Origin of the sequence: Nocardia nova NBRC 15556 (genome assembly GCF_001613005.1) — a bacterium.
GTDB classification, from domain to species: Bacteria; Actinomycetota; Actinomycetes; order Mycobacteriales; family Mycobacteriaceae; genus Nocardia; species Nocardia nova.
Map to the genome: position 1 here is coordinate 21,593 of NZ_BDBN01000061.1, position 14,169 is coordinate 35,761.

The window sequence follows — 14,169 nt, forward strand, 5'->3', positions numbered from 1 at the left end:
ACCGTTACGGTTGTCCCGTGACCGGCACGTGGACCGCACTCAATCCGACGAGTGGGTCTGCGCTGCTGGCCAACTTCGGGGCGCTGGCCGTACTGGCCGGAACCTTCGCCGAGTCGGGGCTGCTGGTGGTCGGGTTCTTCCTTCCGGGCGACACCTTGATCTTCCCCGCCGGCATCCTGTGCGCGGGCGGGACCCATTCCGGCCCCCACCTCATCCTGTGGCAGGTATTGCTCTGCGCCGCAGTGGGTTCGATCGCCGGCGCGCAGGCCGGATACGTCTTCGGCAAACACGGCGGCCGCGCCGTCCTGCACCGCACATCGAACTCCCGAGTGCACACCGTGGTGGCCCGCGGCGAACGCTGGCTCGACCGGTACGGCGCGCGCCGGGCGATCGTGATCGGCCGATTCGTGCCGATGGTCCGGACGGTCATCAGCCCGGTGGCCGGGGTGCTCGACGTGCCGACGCGCACGTTCACGCTGTGGCAGATCGTCGGCGCGATCGTATGGTCGCAGAGTTTGGTCCTGCTGGGTTACTGGCTCGGGGCGTCGGTGCCGAACGTCGACAAGTATCTGCTGCCCGCGGTCGCGGTCATCGTCGTGGTGTCGCTGTTGCCGCTACTCGGGCAGCTGCGCAAACGCTCGTAGCCGAGGTCACTCCGGCGTAGCGCCCCGGCGCGGGCGCGGCCCGATCTGATCGAGCAGATCGTTGACCTCGTCGCCGAACCCGTTACCGACCGGCTTCGGCGTCTTGTTGGGAAACCGGCGCGTGACGTGTTCCTCGGCCGCGGATCCCGGCAATACGTAGACGGTTTCCGCTTTGTTCTGCAACGGGCGCACCACCTCGTCGAGATGCGATTTCCGGTCGTCGAGGAAGGCGCCGATCACATCTTCGCCGGCCGGGCATACGGCCATGCAGTAGCCGGCCTTGTAGTTGGGTTTGAACGAGAGGCTCTGCCACATCGAGAACGATTCCCCCCTGGTCACCCGCTCGCGGTAGTCGTCGCGGTCGGCGCTGTCGGCGACGGTTTCGGCCCAGTCGGTGAAGCCGCCCATGAACTCGCGATAGTTGTGGGTGTAGCAGGCCTGGAAATCGAAACCACCGTCGTTGGTGATCGCGCCGACCGGGCACGCGGAGACGCACAACTTGCATTCGAGGCACGGATTGAAGTCCAGCGCCGCACTCGGCTCGTCGACCACCGCGTCGGTCACGACGGTGCCGAGCAGGATGAAATTACCGAACTTCGGATGAATGACGTTGCGGTGAATTCCCATGACTCCCAGGCCCGCCGCCTCGGCCACCACCTTGTGCGCGAGCACCCATACCCGCCCCGGAAACTGTTCGACCTCCATCGGATATCCGGGCGCCGGATAGACCGCGCGGTAGCCGGCCTCCTCGAGGGCCCGGGTGATGCGCCGCGCTACCACGTTCGTCTCGTCGTCGGCATGGTTGAACTCGGCGTTGGCGAGGCTGCGCATCGGACTGCGCAGATTGTCGCGGTTCATCCGGAGACAGAAGGCCACGGAGGTGCGGGCCGAGGGCAGGATGCCGCGCGCGTGCTCGCGCTCCTGCGCCACCCTCGGATCATCGACGGACACGAAGCCCACATCGTCGGCTCCGGCAGCGAGGCAGATCTCCCGCAGCCGCTCAGCGCTCAGCACCGGATCCGGCGCCTTTCTCGCCTGTGCGGCAAGGTGTTTCACGGTCGGATGCTCCGCGTAGCGCCCTGCATCGGTCGGCTCCCGGTCAGTTGACGACATCGCGCCCCTCCTATCTCCACGAGACGTATGGCCTCGAAGAGATAGACGAATCCGGTGACCGGAAATCATCGCCGGTATCCGCTGCGGCCGCAGACGTTACCGAACCGCAACCGGGGATGCGATGTCGAAGAGCACTGCGAAGCAACGGCTTTCGGATCTCAGCCGAATTGACGCCGGACCGCGGCGACGAGCCACTCCTCATAGCGTTCCATGCTCCATCCGCCCTGCAGGACGAGCTGCTGATGACTTTCGGGCGACCAGAGGAACGACAGCTCGTCGGCCGCGGTCTCGGAATCGATGTCGGCCCGGGCGATTCCGCGTTCGAGCAACATGCCGACCACGGTGCGGTAGTCCTGCGTGCGGCGCGTCAGCAGTCCGGCCAGCGCCTCGGCGACGGCGGCATCGGCGTTGGCGGCGCTCAGGAACTCCGTCCACAGCACACTGGTGCGAGCGTTCGCCGCGGCAACGAAGCTCGCGGCCGCCCGCAGGAAGGCGTCGTGGTCGGCGATGGCGTTGACCTCGACCGCGGCATCGCTGTCGGAGACGGGCGCCTCCCCCTCCTCGCCCGCGAACGCCTGCTCGAAGGCGCCCAGCAGCAGATTGCGCTTGGGGCCGTTGGCCTTCACGGTTTCGGTCGAGACTCCGGCGCGCGAGCCGATATCGGCCAGCGACGTGCCGCTGTAGCCGCGCTCCACGAAGCAGGCCGCCGCGGCGTCGAGCACACGGCGGCGGGTCGCCGCGGCCTGTTCACTGCGCAGGGCGGATCGGTAGGTCCGGGTGGCGGTCTTGTCACTCATCTCAATTCCTAATTGACTACCCCGGCGAGGTAGTGAATACTTCATCGGTGTCACCAATCTTACTTCGCTTCACACGTCGGAAGACCTGCCCATGATCTCCGTTCTCCTGACCGCCACACCCGTGCGCAGCCACGTCACGCCCCTGCTGTCCATCGCGGAGGCGCTCGTCGCCGCGGGCGACCGCGTGCGGTTCCTCACCGGTAGCCGCTTCCGCGACGACGTCCTCGCGACCGGCGCCGATTTCCTGCCGCTCCCGCCGGAGGCCGACTACGACGATCGCGACATCGATGCCGCCTTCCCTGGCCGTCGCGGACTGTCGGGCCCCGCGGGCATTCGATACGACATGATCGAGATCTTCCTGCGACCGGTCCCCGCCCAGTTGCGGGCGGTCCGGGAGGCCATCGCCGCCGAGTCCACGGATGCCGTTCTGGCCGAGTCGATGTTCGCCGCCGCCGCGGTCCTGAGCGGTATTCCGCGCGCGGAACGACCGCTGCTGGTCAACCTCGGGATCCTGCCACTCGCGCTGAAGGATCCGGATGTCGCGCCCTTCGGTCTCGGGATCACGCCGATGCGCGGGCCGCTGGGACGTCTGCGCAACGCGGTCCTCACCCTCGGCGCCGAAAAGGTCGTGTTCGCTCCCGTGCAGCGCTTCGCGAACGAGATCGCGCGCGCCGAGACCGGTCGTGCCCTACCGCGGTTCTTCCTCGACTGGCCGGCCGGAGCCGACCACATCGTGCAGTTCACCGTCCCCGAATTCGAATATCCGCGCCGCGGCCTGCCCGACACCGTGCATTTCGTCGGTCCGGTGGCGCGGTCGCGGCCGTCGGCGATGCCGGTGCCGGAGTGGTGGGACGATCTCGCGGGCCGCCGCGTCGTGCACGTGACACAGGGCACGGTCGCCACCGGTGAATGGACTCTGATCGAGCCCACGGTGCGCGCACTCGCCGGCGACGACGTCATCGTCGTCGTCAGCACCGGCGGGCGGCCGGTCGACACGCTGCCGGACAACCTGCCCGCCAATGTGCGTGTCGCGGAATTCCTTCCCTACGACCGATTGCTGCCGCAGACCGACGTCTTCGTCACCAACGGCGGCTACGGCGGCGTGCACTATGCGCTCGAACACGGAGTGCCGATCGTGGTCGCCGGCCGCACCGAGGACAAGACCGAGGTCAGCGCGCGAGTGGCGTGGTCCGGAGTCGGCATCGACCTGCGCACCGACAACCCTGCGCCGGACAAGGTCGCCACCGCGGTCCGCACCGTGCTGACCGACGAGCGTTATCGCCTGCGTGCCGAGGCAATCGGCGATGCGATCCGCCGATCCCCCGGTCCCGAGGCCGTGCACGAGATCGTCGCCGAGACAGTGCGATCCGCCACCCAGCAGCGGGCATAAAGCTCGTCCGGTGATCAGGTCGGGGGCGGCGTTCGAGTTCGCAGGCCCTAACGACGACCGCTGTGGCGCGGACCTGGTTACCAGGAGTCGTTGAGAGGCCGGTGTAGTCAGCCTCCGAAGTGGGATCCGGTCGCTCGCCACCCAGGCGGCCGGTGCATCGCAAACGGTCCGCGCGGCCGCCACGGCGCGGCCCCCACGCTTGCTTTCCAATCCTGTTCTCTCGCTTCAGGAGTGCCGATCAGCGTCCGGACGTGCGCACACTGCGCGGCGTCGGCGTCATCTACAGAGCGGCCTCGAGCACCGCCGTCGATAAACGATCCGCTCACGACAACCACACCGGCAGCTCGAAACCGTCCTGGATCACCACGGCCGATGATCTGCGCGTCCGGCCGTTCACCCTGTGACACACGGATCATCGCAAGGCATCGCATATCTCGCGTTGCCTCGCAAGGCTAGTTCTCTTCGACCACATCATCTCTCACGTCATCCGACCTGCATTTCCTACCGGCCGGACGATCCATCGCGCCCGCATCGGGCCGCACCAGCCACCCCGACAAGGAGAAGTCATGCCCCTTCCGCACGAAGCCCTCCGCCGCGCCGACAGACCGGGCGTCGTCATAGATCGAAACACTCGGGCACCGAATAACTTTCGCACCCTCGACGACCTCGCGGCGGCCCTGACTGGCGCCCTCATTCGCCCGACCGATGCCGGCTGGGATCAGGCCCGCGCCGCCTGGCAACTGCTGGCCGATCAACGACCGATCGCCGTGGTGACCGCGGCGACCACCGACGACGTGGCACTCACCGTCCGCGCCGCCGCCGCACTCGGACTGCGCGTCGCACCGCAATCCACCGGTCACAACGCCACTCCGCTGGATGACCTCGCACGCACGATCCTGCTGCGCACGGGAGCACTCGACCGGGTCGAGATCGACGCCGATGCACGTATCGCGCATGTCGAGGCCGGGGTTCGCTGCGCCGACCTCACGGCTGCCGCGGCAGCGGCCGGACTCGTACCCATCGGCGGTTTCTCGGCCGACGTCGGCGTGGTCGGCCTCGTGCTGGGCGGTGGCCTGGGCTGGTTCGCCCGCTCGCACGGACCCTCCCGCGCCTCGGTTCTCGAGCTCGAACTCGTCACCGCAGACGGCGTGATCCGCCGCGTCCGAGCAGGCGACGACCTGTTCGATTCGGTCCTCGCCGGCGCCGATATCGCCGTGGTCACCGCCCTCACGCTGCGCCTGCACGCCATCGGTGATGTGGTGGCCGGCGCCCTGTTCTGGCCGGTCGAATCGACCCGCGACATCTTCCACGCCTGGACGGCATGGATCGCGACCGCACCGGAGACGGTGACCTCCGTGGCACGCGTCCTCCGCTTCCCCGATACACCCGAGGTGCCACCGATGTTCGCCGGACGGACTTTCGCGATCATCGAGGCCGTGATGCAAGCCGACGCGGCGACGGCACACGACCTGCTCGCTCCGCTGCGTGAATCACCGCCTCTCATAGACACTTTCGACGTGGTCGCGCCGTCGGCGCTCGCCGGACTGCATATGGATCCGCCGACTCCCGTCCCGGCCCTCGGCTGCAGCGCGCTCCTCCGCGCACTTCCCGCAGACGTGGTGGACGCCGTCGCCACCGCGGTCACCGACGGCCCCGCCGACACCCTCACCTCGGTCGAACTGCGCCACCTCGGCGGCGCCCTCGACCGCACCGAGGCGAGCCCCACCCGCCGATCCGCAGCACTGTTGTTCGCTGTCGCCGTGGTCCCCACCCCGGCTGCGGCCGACGCGGCCACGACCGGCTTCCAGGCGCTGACCGATGCGGTCGCCGCCGTGCGTTCCGATCGCGACATCAGCAGTTTCACCGAGAGCGCCACACCCCCGGAACGTCTGTTCGGCCGCGACCTGCCACTGCTGGTCGCCGCGAAGGCCCGCTGGGACGCCGCGGACGTGATCCACGCCAACCATCCGGTGCGAGCTCCATTCGCGGACTGAGGATTTCGAGCGAATCACACCGACGGTCCGCCACACCCATCGACCCGGCTGCCGGAGGGGTGCAGCCGGGGCACCCACGCCGGAACAGCGGCCCGGTAGTTCTCGTATTGCTCGCCATACCGCGCCGTCAGAGTCGGCTGCTCGTAGGTAACGACGAACAGAGCCGTCACCGCCCAGATCAGAGCAGCGTAGAGCAGCAGCGCAATCTGGCCGAAGAACAGCGATTGGCCGGCAATGATCATGACGACACCGAGGTACATCGGATTTCGAACATAGCGATTGAATCCACTCACAACCAGCGTCTCGGTGGGCGCGATCGGCGCGGGTGTCCCTGCGGAACGGGCGAACTCGATGAACGCACCGATCAGCGGTATCAGTCCCGCTCCGATCACCACGGCACCCACGATTTGCGCGGGGAGCCAGGTTTGGTGGAACTCCCAGCGCGAGATCCACCACGGAACGAGACCCGCGACCGTGCCCGGGGCAACGGCGAAGAAGACCAGAGTGCCGACAGCGGCATGGCGTTCAGGCATGACAACCACCTCATTATGCAGGCTACCTGCCTAAATTGTAGGCAGGTAGCCTGCGAAATGTCGAGGACATATCCGGAAGGTGGGCCAGTGACTCAGCCGCTCGTCGCACTACTGCGCGGCATCAGCGCGTCCATCGTCGGCGAACTCGTGACGACACTGCACGCCGCCGGCTATCCCGACATCACCGCCGCCCACCACCCGGTCTTCTACAACATGGACGCGGGCGGCACCCGCCTCACCACTCTGGCCGCCCGCGCCGGCATCACCCATCAATCGATGGGCGAACTCGTCGCCGACCTCATCGACTTGGGTTATCTTGCACGACAACCGGACCCGTCGGATCGTCGCGCCCGGCTGATCGTTCTCACCGAGAAGGGCAAGCGCGCCGTCCGCGTCGCTCGCGCCGCCGTTTCCGACATCGACCGAGCGTGGTACGCCCGGCTGGAGGCCGCAGGGATTCAGGGTGATCTCCGGACCGCGCTCAGTGCCGCCCTTCGTGAAGCGCAACAGAACTCCCAGGCTCACGGTCAGCTCCGCTCGGCACCGGGCTCGTCGAGCGGATAGGTGAACGCCGGAACGCCGTGCGGCATCGCACGGGCGAGTATCACCGGCTCGTTTCCGCCGATCCGGACAGTGAGCCGGAACCCGTTGCGGTCGTCGGAGTTGTTCTGGGGTTCGAAAGCGACCCAGGCGAATCCGGCGTCGGCCCGCGAGGCCGCGGCCAGCCGGTCCAGCTCGGCGGTCACCGCCTGCCATTCGTCCTTGCGCACGTATTGGCGCATCACCGAATGCCAGACGACGGTCAGCGTGCCGGGCTCCACTTCGATGCCGGCGAGAAAGTCGCGGGCGCCGGTCACGGCGATATCGACGGGGATCTTCTCCGCCAGTCGCAACGCTCCGTCGAGGCGGGCCGCACGGGCCTGCTGGTCCGGCCAGACATACGCGCGCAACGCGAGTGCGTCGCGCGGCGACAAGGGATCCAGCGGCGTCGGATCGCATCCGCGCCGCTCGACGACCATGAGCCGCGGATGGCGGCGCACGGCCCCGGCCAGCCACTGCGGGACCGGTCCTCGCCACGCGTCCGCGATCGTGACCGGTGAATCCTCCGGCCCCCAGCCGATATCGCCGCTGTCCCAACGGAAGTGGTCGGCGCGCAGGTTGAGGCCGCCGCTGGCGCCCAATTCGAACAACCGGATCGGCAGCGGAGTCGCATCGACCGCCGCGAGCAACCCGGCCAGCAAAGGAACGGCCCGGCCGACCTCGTTGGTCTGCGGCGGACGAGTCAGCCAGTCCCGAATCCACTCGGCCCGCTCCGCCACGACCTGCCGGAACGGCGCCCACGCGCCCGCGGGATCGTGGGCCCGCACCGAGGCACCCGAACTGGGATAGAAAGGCGCGAGATCGGCTGCGGCGCCGGACAATACCAGTGCGTGCACGCCGGCCAGCAAGCGCAGCGGCACCGCGGAATCGAAGTCGATGGTCTCGTAACCCTCCAGAACCGCGGCGCAGGGTCCACGATCGTCGATATCGCGCGCGATATCGCGCAGCAGCGAGCCGTACAGCGGTGAACCGAGCTTGTCGCAAGCCTTGGCCTGCAGCTCGAATTGCGATACCAGGTGCATGAGTGAACTGTGCGCCCCTGCACCACCGTAATCAATATTGATTATGGTCAACCCATGGAGTGGATAGACACCGCCGACGCCACCGAACGGCTCGGGGTGAAGCCCGCGACCCTCTACGCCTACGTCAGCCGTGGCGTGCTGAAACGCCGCTACGATCCGGTCCAGCGGCGCAGCCTGTTCGATCCGGCCGAGATCGAGGAGCTGGCCCGGCGCGGCAAACCGCGCCGCAAACCCGCGCCGACCGAGATCGACATCGCCTCCCGCATCACCACGCTCGGCGTAGACCGGCCGTATTTCCGCGGTCGCGACGCCGTCGACCTGGCCGCCTCGCACACCTTCGAGGCCGTCGCCGAATGGTTGTGGGACGGCGACCTCACCGACAGCGGCCCCTGGGAATTCGCCGACAAGGCGGTGGCGGCAGCCCGCGCCACCCAGGCCGGCCTGCCCGAGGGCCTGCTGCCGATCGACCGGCTGCAACTCATCGTCACCACCTTGGCCGTCGGCGACCCCCTGCGCTTCCACCGCGACCGCGCGACCGTCGTCACCATCGCGCGCGCCATGATCGCCGGCATGATCGAGGCCCTTCCCCAGCTGTCCATCCCGGTCGGCCGGTCCGCCGCCGCGATGCTGTGGTCACGACTGTCCGCCACCGCGCCTGCCGACGACGGCCGACTGCACATACTCTGCGCCGCAATGGTTCTGCTGGCCGATCACGAGCTGGCGTCCTCCACGTTCGCGGCCCGGATCGCGGCCTCGGCGCATGCCGACCCCTACGCCGTGGTCGGCTGTGGCCTGGGAGTTCTCGGCGGTCCGATGCACGGCGGCGCCTCGCTGGCGGTGGAGCGGATGCTCGCCGAGATCACCGATCCCGGCGCCGTACCCAAGGCGCTGGACGAGCGTCTGCGCCGCGGTGAACGCATTCCCGGCGCCGGCCACGCGGTCTACCGATCCGGCGACGCGCGCGCCACCTACCTGGTGGATGCGATCCGCACGATCGCACCGGATCACCCGGCTCTCCTTGTGGCCGAGGCGATTTCGGCGGAACTGCGGCATCGTCGCTTGCCCGCGATCAACAGCGATTTCGGACTCGGCGTTCTCGCCACGGTGTTCGACATGATTCCCGGCGCGGGCGAAATCGTCTTCGCCGTCGCGCGAACGGCCGGCTGGCTGGCCCACGCGATGGAAGAGTACGAATCCGGGACGCTCATCCGCCCCCGCGCCGTCCCGCGACACCGATGACATCACGAACCGGGGATCGGACAGCCGTAACCGCTAAGATTCGATGACACCCCGAAGCGGCGCAAGACATACAGGGAGGGCAGCGATGCGAGAGGTCTTGGTCGCCGAGGTCCGGTCGGATTCACAGCCTCGGCGCAATCAGAAGGCGCGATCGAGTGACAACTTCTCGTTCGCGACCGTGCCGCCGGAAGCGGAAGAACTGCTCTGGCGGACAGGCCCCGGCACCGAAGTGATCAAGTTCAGTGTGATGGTCGACGTCCGAGCCAACTACGACCAGCGCGTACTCTCCAACATCGTCTCCGGCGGCAGAACCCGCATGCCGATGGAGCGGAAGTCGTTGTCTCGCCGCGGTTTCTACATCGCCGATCCTTACGGGGCGACGCAGCAATTCCTCGTGCAGGTGTATGCCCTGATCCCCGACTGAGTCGTCGACGCCGTCACCGCTGTTCCGCTAATCTCGGCAACCGTGCCGACCTCTTTTCCCCCGATCGACCCGTACGCCGACGGCCTGCTCGGGGTCGGCCAGGGAAATCAGATGTACTGGTGCACCAGCGGCAACCCCACGGGGCGGCCGGTGCTCGTGGTGCACGGCGGGCCGGGCAGCGGCAGCACTCCGGGACCACGAAAGTCGTTCGACCCGAACATCTTCCGGATCGTCCAGTTCGATCAGCGCGGGTGCGGCCGAAGCCTTCCGAGCGCCGCCGCCCCGGACACCGACATGGCCGTGAACACCACCGAGCACCTGATCGCGGATATGGAGCGGCTGCGCACCCATCTCGGCATCGACCGCTGGCTGATGTACGGCGGCTCCTGGGGTTCGACGCTCATCCTCGCCTACGCTGAGCGGTATCCGGAGCGTGTCACCGGGATCGTGCTGGTCGGCGTCACCACGACCCGCCGCCGCGAAATCGATTGGCTGTACCGGGGTGTCGCACCGCTGCTGCCCGCCGAATGGGAGCGATTCCGGGCCGGCCTGCCCGGCGATGGGGACCTGGTCGAGGGCTACCGGCAACTCCTGGAACACCCGGACCCGGCGGTGCGCCGCGAGGCCGCGATCGAGTGGTGCCGCTGGGAGGACGCGGTGATCGCACACGAATCACTCGGCCGCCCAGGGCAATACAGCGCGAAGCCGGACACCGCGATGCTCACCTTCGTCCGCATCTGCACGCACTACTTCGCGCACGCGGCGTGGCTCGACGAAGGTGTGCTGCTCCGCGAGGCGGGGCAGTTGGCGGGGATCCCGGGCGACCTGATCCACGGCCGCCTCGACCTCAGCGCGCCGCTGGAAACCGCCTGGGAACTCGCGAAGGTGTGGCCGGACGCTCGCCTGCACGTCATCGACGACTCCGGCCACACCGGTAGTCCTGCCATGAGCGACGCGATCGCCCGCGCCATCGCCCGCTTCGCGCAACCCGACGGCGGGTAGGTTCGCCTATCGCTCTCCGAGCCGCAGCGATTGCCGGACCTTCTCGGCGCGCTGTACCTCCCTGCCGTACAGCAAGCCGTAGGTGAAAGCGTTCTCCCCCGCCAGGTGCGCCTGGACGCCGAGGGTGCGTACCTCGGCGCGGGCGACGACCGCGTCCTGGTGGACGCCGAGGGATTTCTGCAACGTCTTCATGCGGCGGGCCAGCTTCTTCTTGCCGGTCGCCTCGGCCGCGTAGCGGGTACGTTTCGCCGCCTTCCGCACCTCGTGCAGGCCGCGATCGGTACCGAGCCGGCCGATGTTGTCGAAGGCGCGGTCGACACGGCGGCGCGTCTTGCGCAGCGCTTTGGCCTCCGTGCGCTTCAGCGGCAGTCGGTGGCTGGTTTCGACGCAGTCCAGCAGCGCAAAATACCGTTCGCTGTTCAGTGCCTCGAGCACGTCGGCGCGGGCCGCCGACCGGCGCGGGACGAATGACTCGGTCAGCCGCCGGCGGACCTCGCCGATCACCAGTTCGTCCGGTAAGGCCCTGACTTCCGCGACGAGGTGGTCGTGCAGAACCTCGAGGTCCCGCATGTCTCCGAGCACCCCGGAGAGCCACTTCAGCTCGTTGCGCAGCTCTCGCGATCCCTTGAAGGCCTGCAGGATGCTGCGCAGTCGGCGTCCGGCCACGCGCATCTGGTGTATCGAGTCGGGGGCGCGGCGCCGGATCAGGACGTCCTGCTCGAGCATCTTGTCCGCCTGCTCGCGCATATAACCCTGCACGCCCGGCTCGGGCGGGCGCCGCTCGGTACGGACACCGAGGACGCGCAGCGCCTTCGGCGGCGCATCCGACGGCTTGCCCAATCTCTTCTCGACGCTGTCGAACACATCCGGACCACCGCCGGCCAACTCGACCTCGATCTCCTCCCACGACATCACCGAGGACGACTCACCGAGCGTCTGACCGGACACGCTGTCCGCGACGACCTCGGCCGCGACTCGGCCCGCCTCCTCCAGCAGCCGCCATTTCCGCCGTTTCGTCCGGATATGCGCGACCGGCGCGAGCGGTTGGCCCCTGGTGATGCCCGTCAGCATGTCGGTCAGTTCCTCCGGCGCCGATTTGCCCCCGCGCCCCAGCGGGACCTGGATTTCCTCGCGGGTGTCCTCCCCCAGCGGCAATTTCAGATGCCACCCCGCGTCGTCCCCACCGGTCCGGCGCCGAAGCGTAATTCCCTTGTGCGCCAACCGCAGATCCGCGGTGTCATGGTAAACAGCGTCGAGCACCTGTTCGTCGGTCAGCGGGTCGAGAGTCATACCGGGCACATCATCGAGCGGCACCCCACCCGTGATCGGCAACTGGTACTTCCGTTCCCTTTCGTTCACGTGCGTGGCCATATGTTCCGGCTACCACGAATGAGCGATTTCAGTCGCGTTACAGCGAAGGTAACGAGTTATGCGTCGTCGTTGCTCTCGCGCAGGGAGCGGATCATGCTCCGAAGGATCCGCAACGCGGTCGCCCGCTCGCTCTCGGTCAGGCCGGCCAGCATTCTGTCTTCGACGGACCGGACCGCCGCGCTCGCCTTCTCGAGGCTCCGTCGTCCGCGAGGCGTTAGCCGCGTGGGGAGCACCTTTCCGACCGGCGCCTCCGCGGGCCTGGTCACGTAGCCGTCTCGTTCCAGGGCTTGGAGCAGCACGTTCATCGACTGCCGTGTCACGAACGCACCCCGCGCCAGTTCCGAGTTCGACAAGCCGGGTCGTTGAGCCAGCAGCTCGAGGCAGGAGTAGTGGGTCACGCTCATCCCGAGCGGCCGCAATACCTCCTCCATGGCGACGCGAAGGACGCTCGAAGCCTCTTTCAGCAGGTAGCCCAGTGACGTCTCGAGGTCGACGCCTGCGCCGTCTTGACTCATGTCAGTATTCTGACATAGCGTTGTCTGTGTCAGAAACCTGACACAACCTAAGGAGCATCCTCATGCCCGTCACCGGCCCCGACTTCATCTCACTTCAAACCCGCGACCTCGCCGCTGCACAGGCGTTCTACGAGCAGTACCTCGGCCTCGTCCGTTCACCGGCCGGCCCACCGCACGCCGTCGTCTTCGAGACGAAGCCGATCGCGTTCGCACTCCGCGACATCGTCCCCGGCACCGATCTCGCGTCCGCGGCCCAACCCGGAATCGGCACCGCGATCTGGCTCCACGCCACAGACGTCCAAACCATCCACGACGCTCTGGCCGCCGACGGTCACCCCATCGTCTCCGCACCGATCGACGGCCCCTTCGGCCGAACCTTCACCTTCGCCGACCCCGACGGCTACCACATCACCCTCCACGACCGCGCTTGACAGGGTTCGTCGGCGAACGATCGCGGTTGCGCCGGGTTCCCGTGGCCCTCACAGAACTCGTCACGATGGGCCGGGCCGAGAGCATCCGGCGTTATGCGGGAGATTTGTTCATGACCGTGAAGGCGAGATTGAGCAGACCCACCGGCACGAAAATGCCCGCCCACCATTTCAGTGATTTCAGGCATGCGCCCTTGAGCCACGTCTCGCTGCGCCCGTAGACTCCCGCACTCGTTGCCGCCCAAGCCAATACGAATCCCAGTGTCGCCACATACTGGAGGACGGTCTGAGCGGTGTCGCGGAGCAATATCGCGATGATCGTGAAAACGATGGCGACGCAGAAGGCGATCGTCGCGAACTGGGTCGCTCGGACAACCTGGTTCAGCCCTTTCGCGATATCGGTCCGCCGTTCCGTCGCGATCGGTTCGTAGGGTGTGCGGTCGGAGTCCGCATCGTCCGCGGGCGGCGCCGGATTCCTCAAGCGTGCCTCCTTCACCCGCCGCAGCACCGCCTCGACCTTGTCCGGCAGCAACCGCACCACAGCCAAAGGCGGTCTGGCGTAACCCCTCTCGTACAGCAAGGTGGCATCGGCCGGGCGCAGCCTCAGCGCTCCCACGCCGATCTCCGGCCTGTCCACGATCTTGTTGCCCCTGGTGAGCGTCTGCCAGCGTTGCAGTTTCACCACCTGGTGCCCGTACCGATATGTGACACGGCGATTGTGGTGGCGACAGCGCATCCACTCGCCGGGCACCCAATTGCGGCACGGTCGCCCCTTGCTCGTGCGCGGATAAGCGCATTGAACCGGCCACACCGACCCCCGCAGAAACCAGAGCAGCACCGACACGACAGCCACGTAGACCGGAAACAACCCGCCGATCCACAGCGGCCACGGTATCGGCGACACCGAATCGAGTTGCCTGGAAATCCACTGCAAGGTCGATGGAAGCAGAGACAGATAGTCGTTCACCAGCCACCCCCGTCATTCACATGTTTTGTCACGCAACGACTTCGACGATTATTCCTCAGTCGGGTCGGTGTCGTGGGGCATTCGGGATCGGATCGGCGACAGAGGATGAGCGTCGACGTCCCGGCAGAAC

Annotated in this window: 16 protein-coding genes; 9 read left to right on the plus strand and 7 right to left on the minus strand. The window is 67.5% G+C overall.

Translation table 11 applies throughout. From position 1 onward, the window contains the following. Positions 1–17 precede the first annotated feature (17 nt). Positions 18–644, plus strand: coding sequence for a DedA family protein (locus NN2_RS23375; RefSeq protein WP_030514814.1), 627 nt, complete (start codon positions 18–20; stop codon positions 642–644). A gap of 6 nt (positions 645–650) precedes the next feature. Here NN2_RS23375 and NN2_RS23380 read toward each other — a convergent pair whose 3' ends face one another. Together NN2_RS23380 and NN2_RS23385 are read right to left on the minus strand one after the other, a co-directional pair. Further along, positions 651–1,757 carry a 4Fe-4S binding protein gene (locus NN2_RS23380; protein ID WP_156511424.1) on the minus strand — a complete coding sequence of 369 codons (1,107 nt, stop codon included), beginning with the start codon at positions 1,755–1,757 and terminating at the stop codon, positions 651–653. Between the two features lie 158 nt (positions 1,758–1,915). Further along, positions 1,916–2,554, minus strand: a complete 639-nt coding sequence (locus tag NN2_RS23385; protein ID WP_063015991.1) for a TetR/AcrR family transcriptional regulator — start codon at positions 2,552–2,554, stop codon at positions 1,916–1,918. Between the two features lie 91 nt (positions 2,555–2,645). On the opposite strand from NN2_RS23385, the gene NN2_RS23390 reads away from it, so the two are divergent. From NN2_RS23390 to NN2_RS23395, 3 genes are all read left to right on the plus strand, one after another. After that, positions 2,646–3,944: a glycosyltransferase gene (locus NN2_RS23390; RefSeq protein WP_063015992.1), complete on the plus strand. Its 1,299-nt coding sequence runs from the start codon at positions 2,646–2,648 to the stop codon at positions 3,942–3,944. A 251-nt stretch (positions 3,945–4,195) separates the two neighbouring features. Then, positions 4,196–4,348 (plus strand): hypothetical protein, encoded by a 153-nt coding sequence (locus NN2_RS37380; RefSeq protein ID WP_156511425.1) that lies wholly within the window; start codon positions 4,196–4,198, stop codon positions 4,346–4,348. A gap of 162 nt (positions 4,349–4,510) precedes the next feature. Continuing rightward, entirely contained in the window at positions 4,511–5,938 is a 1,428-nt protein-coding gene (locus tag NN2_RS23395; RefSeq protein WP_063015993.1) for an FAD-binding oxidoreductase, read from the plus strand. Between the two features lie 14 nt (positions 5,939–5,952). Here NN2_RS23395 and NN2_RS23400 read toward each other — a convergent pair whose 3' ends face one another. Then, positions 5,953–6,471, minus strand: a complete 519-nt coding sequence (locus NN2_RS23400) for a methyltransferase family protein (RefSeq protein ID WP_063015994.1) — start codon at positions 6,469–6,471, stop codon at positions 5,953–5,955. An 87-nt stretch (positions 6,472–6,558) separates the two neighbouring features. Between NN2_RS23400 and NN2_RS23405 the strand changes: the two genes are divergently transcribed. Beyond that, positions 6,559–7,035: a MarR family winged helix-turn-helix transcriptional regulator gene (locus NN2_RS23405; RefSeq protein WP_063015995.1), complete on the plus strand. Its 477-nt coding sequence runs from the start codon at positions 6,559–6,561 to the stop codon at positions 7,033–7,035. On the opposite strand, the gene NN2_RS23410 is transcribed toward NN2_RS23405, so the two are convergent. After that, the gene (locus NN2_RS23410) at positions 6,999–8,093 is read right to left on the minus strand and encodes a DUF2332 domain-containing protein (protein ID WP_063015996.1); all 1,095 of its coding nucleotides are present in this window, start codon (positions 8,091–8,093) and stop codon (positions 6,999–7,001) included. The genes NN2_RS23405 and NN2_RS23410 overlap by 37 nt on opposite strands. A 54-nt stretch (positions 8,094–8,147) precedes the next feature. Between NN2_RS23410 and NN2_RS23415 the strand changes: the two genes are divergently transcribed. The 3 genes from NN2_RS23415 to pip all read left to right on the plus strand — a co-directional run bounded on the left by NN2_RS23415 (position 8,148) and on the right by pip (position 10,758). Further along, entirely contained in the window at positions 8,148–9,332 is a 1,185-nt protein-coding gene (locus NN2_RS23415; RefSeq protein ID WP_063015997.1) for a citrate synthase, read from the plus strand. 85 nt (positions 9,333–9,417) lie between these two features. Then, on the plus strand, positions 9,418–9,756 hold the full coding sequence (locus NN2_RS23420) for a hypothetical protein (RefSeq protein WP_063015998.1): 339 nt from the start codon (positions 9,418–9,420) through the stop codon (positions 9,754–9,756). A 42-nt stretch (positions 9,757–9,798) separates the two neighbouring features. Further along, complete coding sequence (gene pip, locus NN2_RS23425) at positions 9,799–10,758, plus strand: prolyl aminopeptidase (RefSeq protein ID WP_063015999.1); 960 nt, start codon at positions 9,799–9,801, stop codon at positions 10,756–10,758. Between the two features lie 6 nt (positions 10,759–10,764). Here the strand turns inward: pip and NN2_RS23430 are convergent, their stop codons facing one another. Further along, positions 10,765–12,129: a CYTH and CHAD domain-containing protein gene (locus tag NN2_RS23430; RefSeq protein WP_063016000.1), complete on the minus strand. Its 1,365-nt coding sequence runs from the start codon at positions 12,127–12,129 to the stop codon at positions 10,765–10,767. A gap of 56 nt (positions 12,130–12,185) precedes the next feature. Continuing rightward, a complete protein-coding gene (locus NN2_RS23435; RefSeq protein ID WP_063016001.1) occupies positions 12,186–12,644 on the minus strand; it encodes a MarR family winged helix-turn-helix transcriptional regulator in 459 nt (152 codons plus the stop codon). 62 nt (positions 12,645–12,706) lie between these two features. On the opposite strand from NN2_RS23435, the gene NN2_RS23440 reads away from it, so the two are divergent. Then, positions 12,707–13,075, plus strand: a complete 369-nt coding sequence (locus NN2_RS23440) for a VOC family protein (RefSeq protein ID WP_063016002.1) — start codon at positions 12,707–12,709, stop codon at positions 13,073–13,075. Positions 13,076–13,166: 91 nt separating this feature from the next. Here NN2_RS23440 and NN2_RS23445 read toward each other — a convergent pair whose 3' ends face one another. Next, positions 13,167–14,039 carry a hypothetical protein gene (locus NN2_RS23445; protein WP_063016003.1) on the minus strand — a complete coding sequence of 291 codons (873 nt, stop codon included), beginning with the start codon at positions 14,037–14,039 and terminating at the stop codon, positions 13,167–13,169. Between the last annotated feature and the right edge of the window lie 130 nt (positions 14,040–14,169).

What these genes read in the sequence shown, in the direction of transcription:
- NN2_RS23380 (WP_156511424.1), bottom strand. Translation starts at nt 1,757, where the DNA reads ATGTCGTCAACTGACCGGGAGCCGACCGATGCAGGGCGCTACGCGGAG.
- NN2_RS23385 (WP_063015991.1), bottom strand. Translation starts at nt 2,554, where the DNA reads ATGAGTGACAAGACCGCCACCCGGACCTACCGATCCGCCCTGCGCAGT.
- NN2_RS23390 (WP_063015992.1), top strand. Translation starts at nt 2,646, where the DNA reads ATGATCTCCGTTCTCCTGACCGCCACACCCGTGCGCAGCCACGTCACG.
- NN2_RS23395 (WP_063015993.1), top strand. Translation starts at nt 4,511, where the DNA reads ATGCCCCTTCCGCACGAAGCCCTCCGCCGCGCCGACAGACCGGGCGTC.
- NN2_RS23400 (WP_063015994.1), bottom strand. Translation starts at nt 6,471, where the DNA reads ATGCCTGAACGCCATGCCGCTGTCGGCACTCTGGTCTTCTTCGCCGTT.
- NN2_RS23410 (WP_063015996.1), bottom strand. Translation starts at nt 8,093, where the DNA reads ATGCACCTGGTATCGCAATTCGAGCTGCAGGCCAAGGCTTGCGACAAG.
- NN2_RS23415 (WP_063015997.1), top strand. Translation starts at nt 8,148, where the DNA reads ATGGAGTGGATAGACACCGCCGACGCCACCGAACGGCTCGGGGTGAAG.
- NN2_RS23420 (WP_063015998.1), top strand. Translation starts at nt 9,418, where the DNA reads ATGCGAGAGGTCTTGGTCGCCGAGGTCCGGTCGGATTCACAGCCTCGG.
- NN2_RS23430 (WP_063016000.1), bottom strand. Translation starts at nt 12,129, where the DNA reads ATGGCCACGCACGTGAACGAAAGGGAACGGAAGTACCAGTTGCCGATC.
- NN2_RS23435 (WP_063016001.1), bottom strand. Translation starts at nt 12,644, where the DNA reads ATGAGTCAAGACGGCGCAGGCGTCGACCTCGAGACGTCACTGGGCTAC.
- NN2_RS23440 (WP_063016002.1), top strand. Translation starts at nt 12,707, where the DNA reads ATGCCCGTCACCGGCCCCGACTTCATCTCACTTCAAACCCGCGACCTC.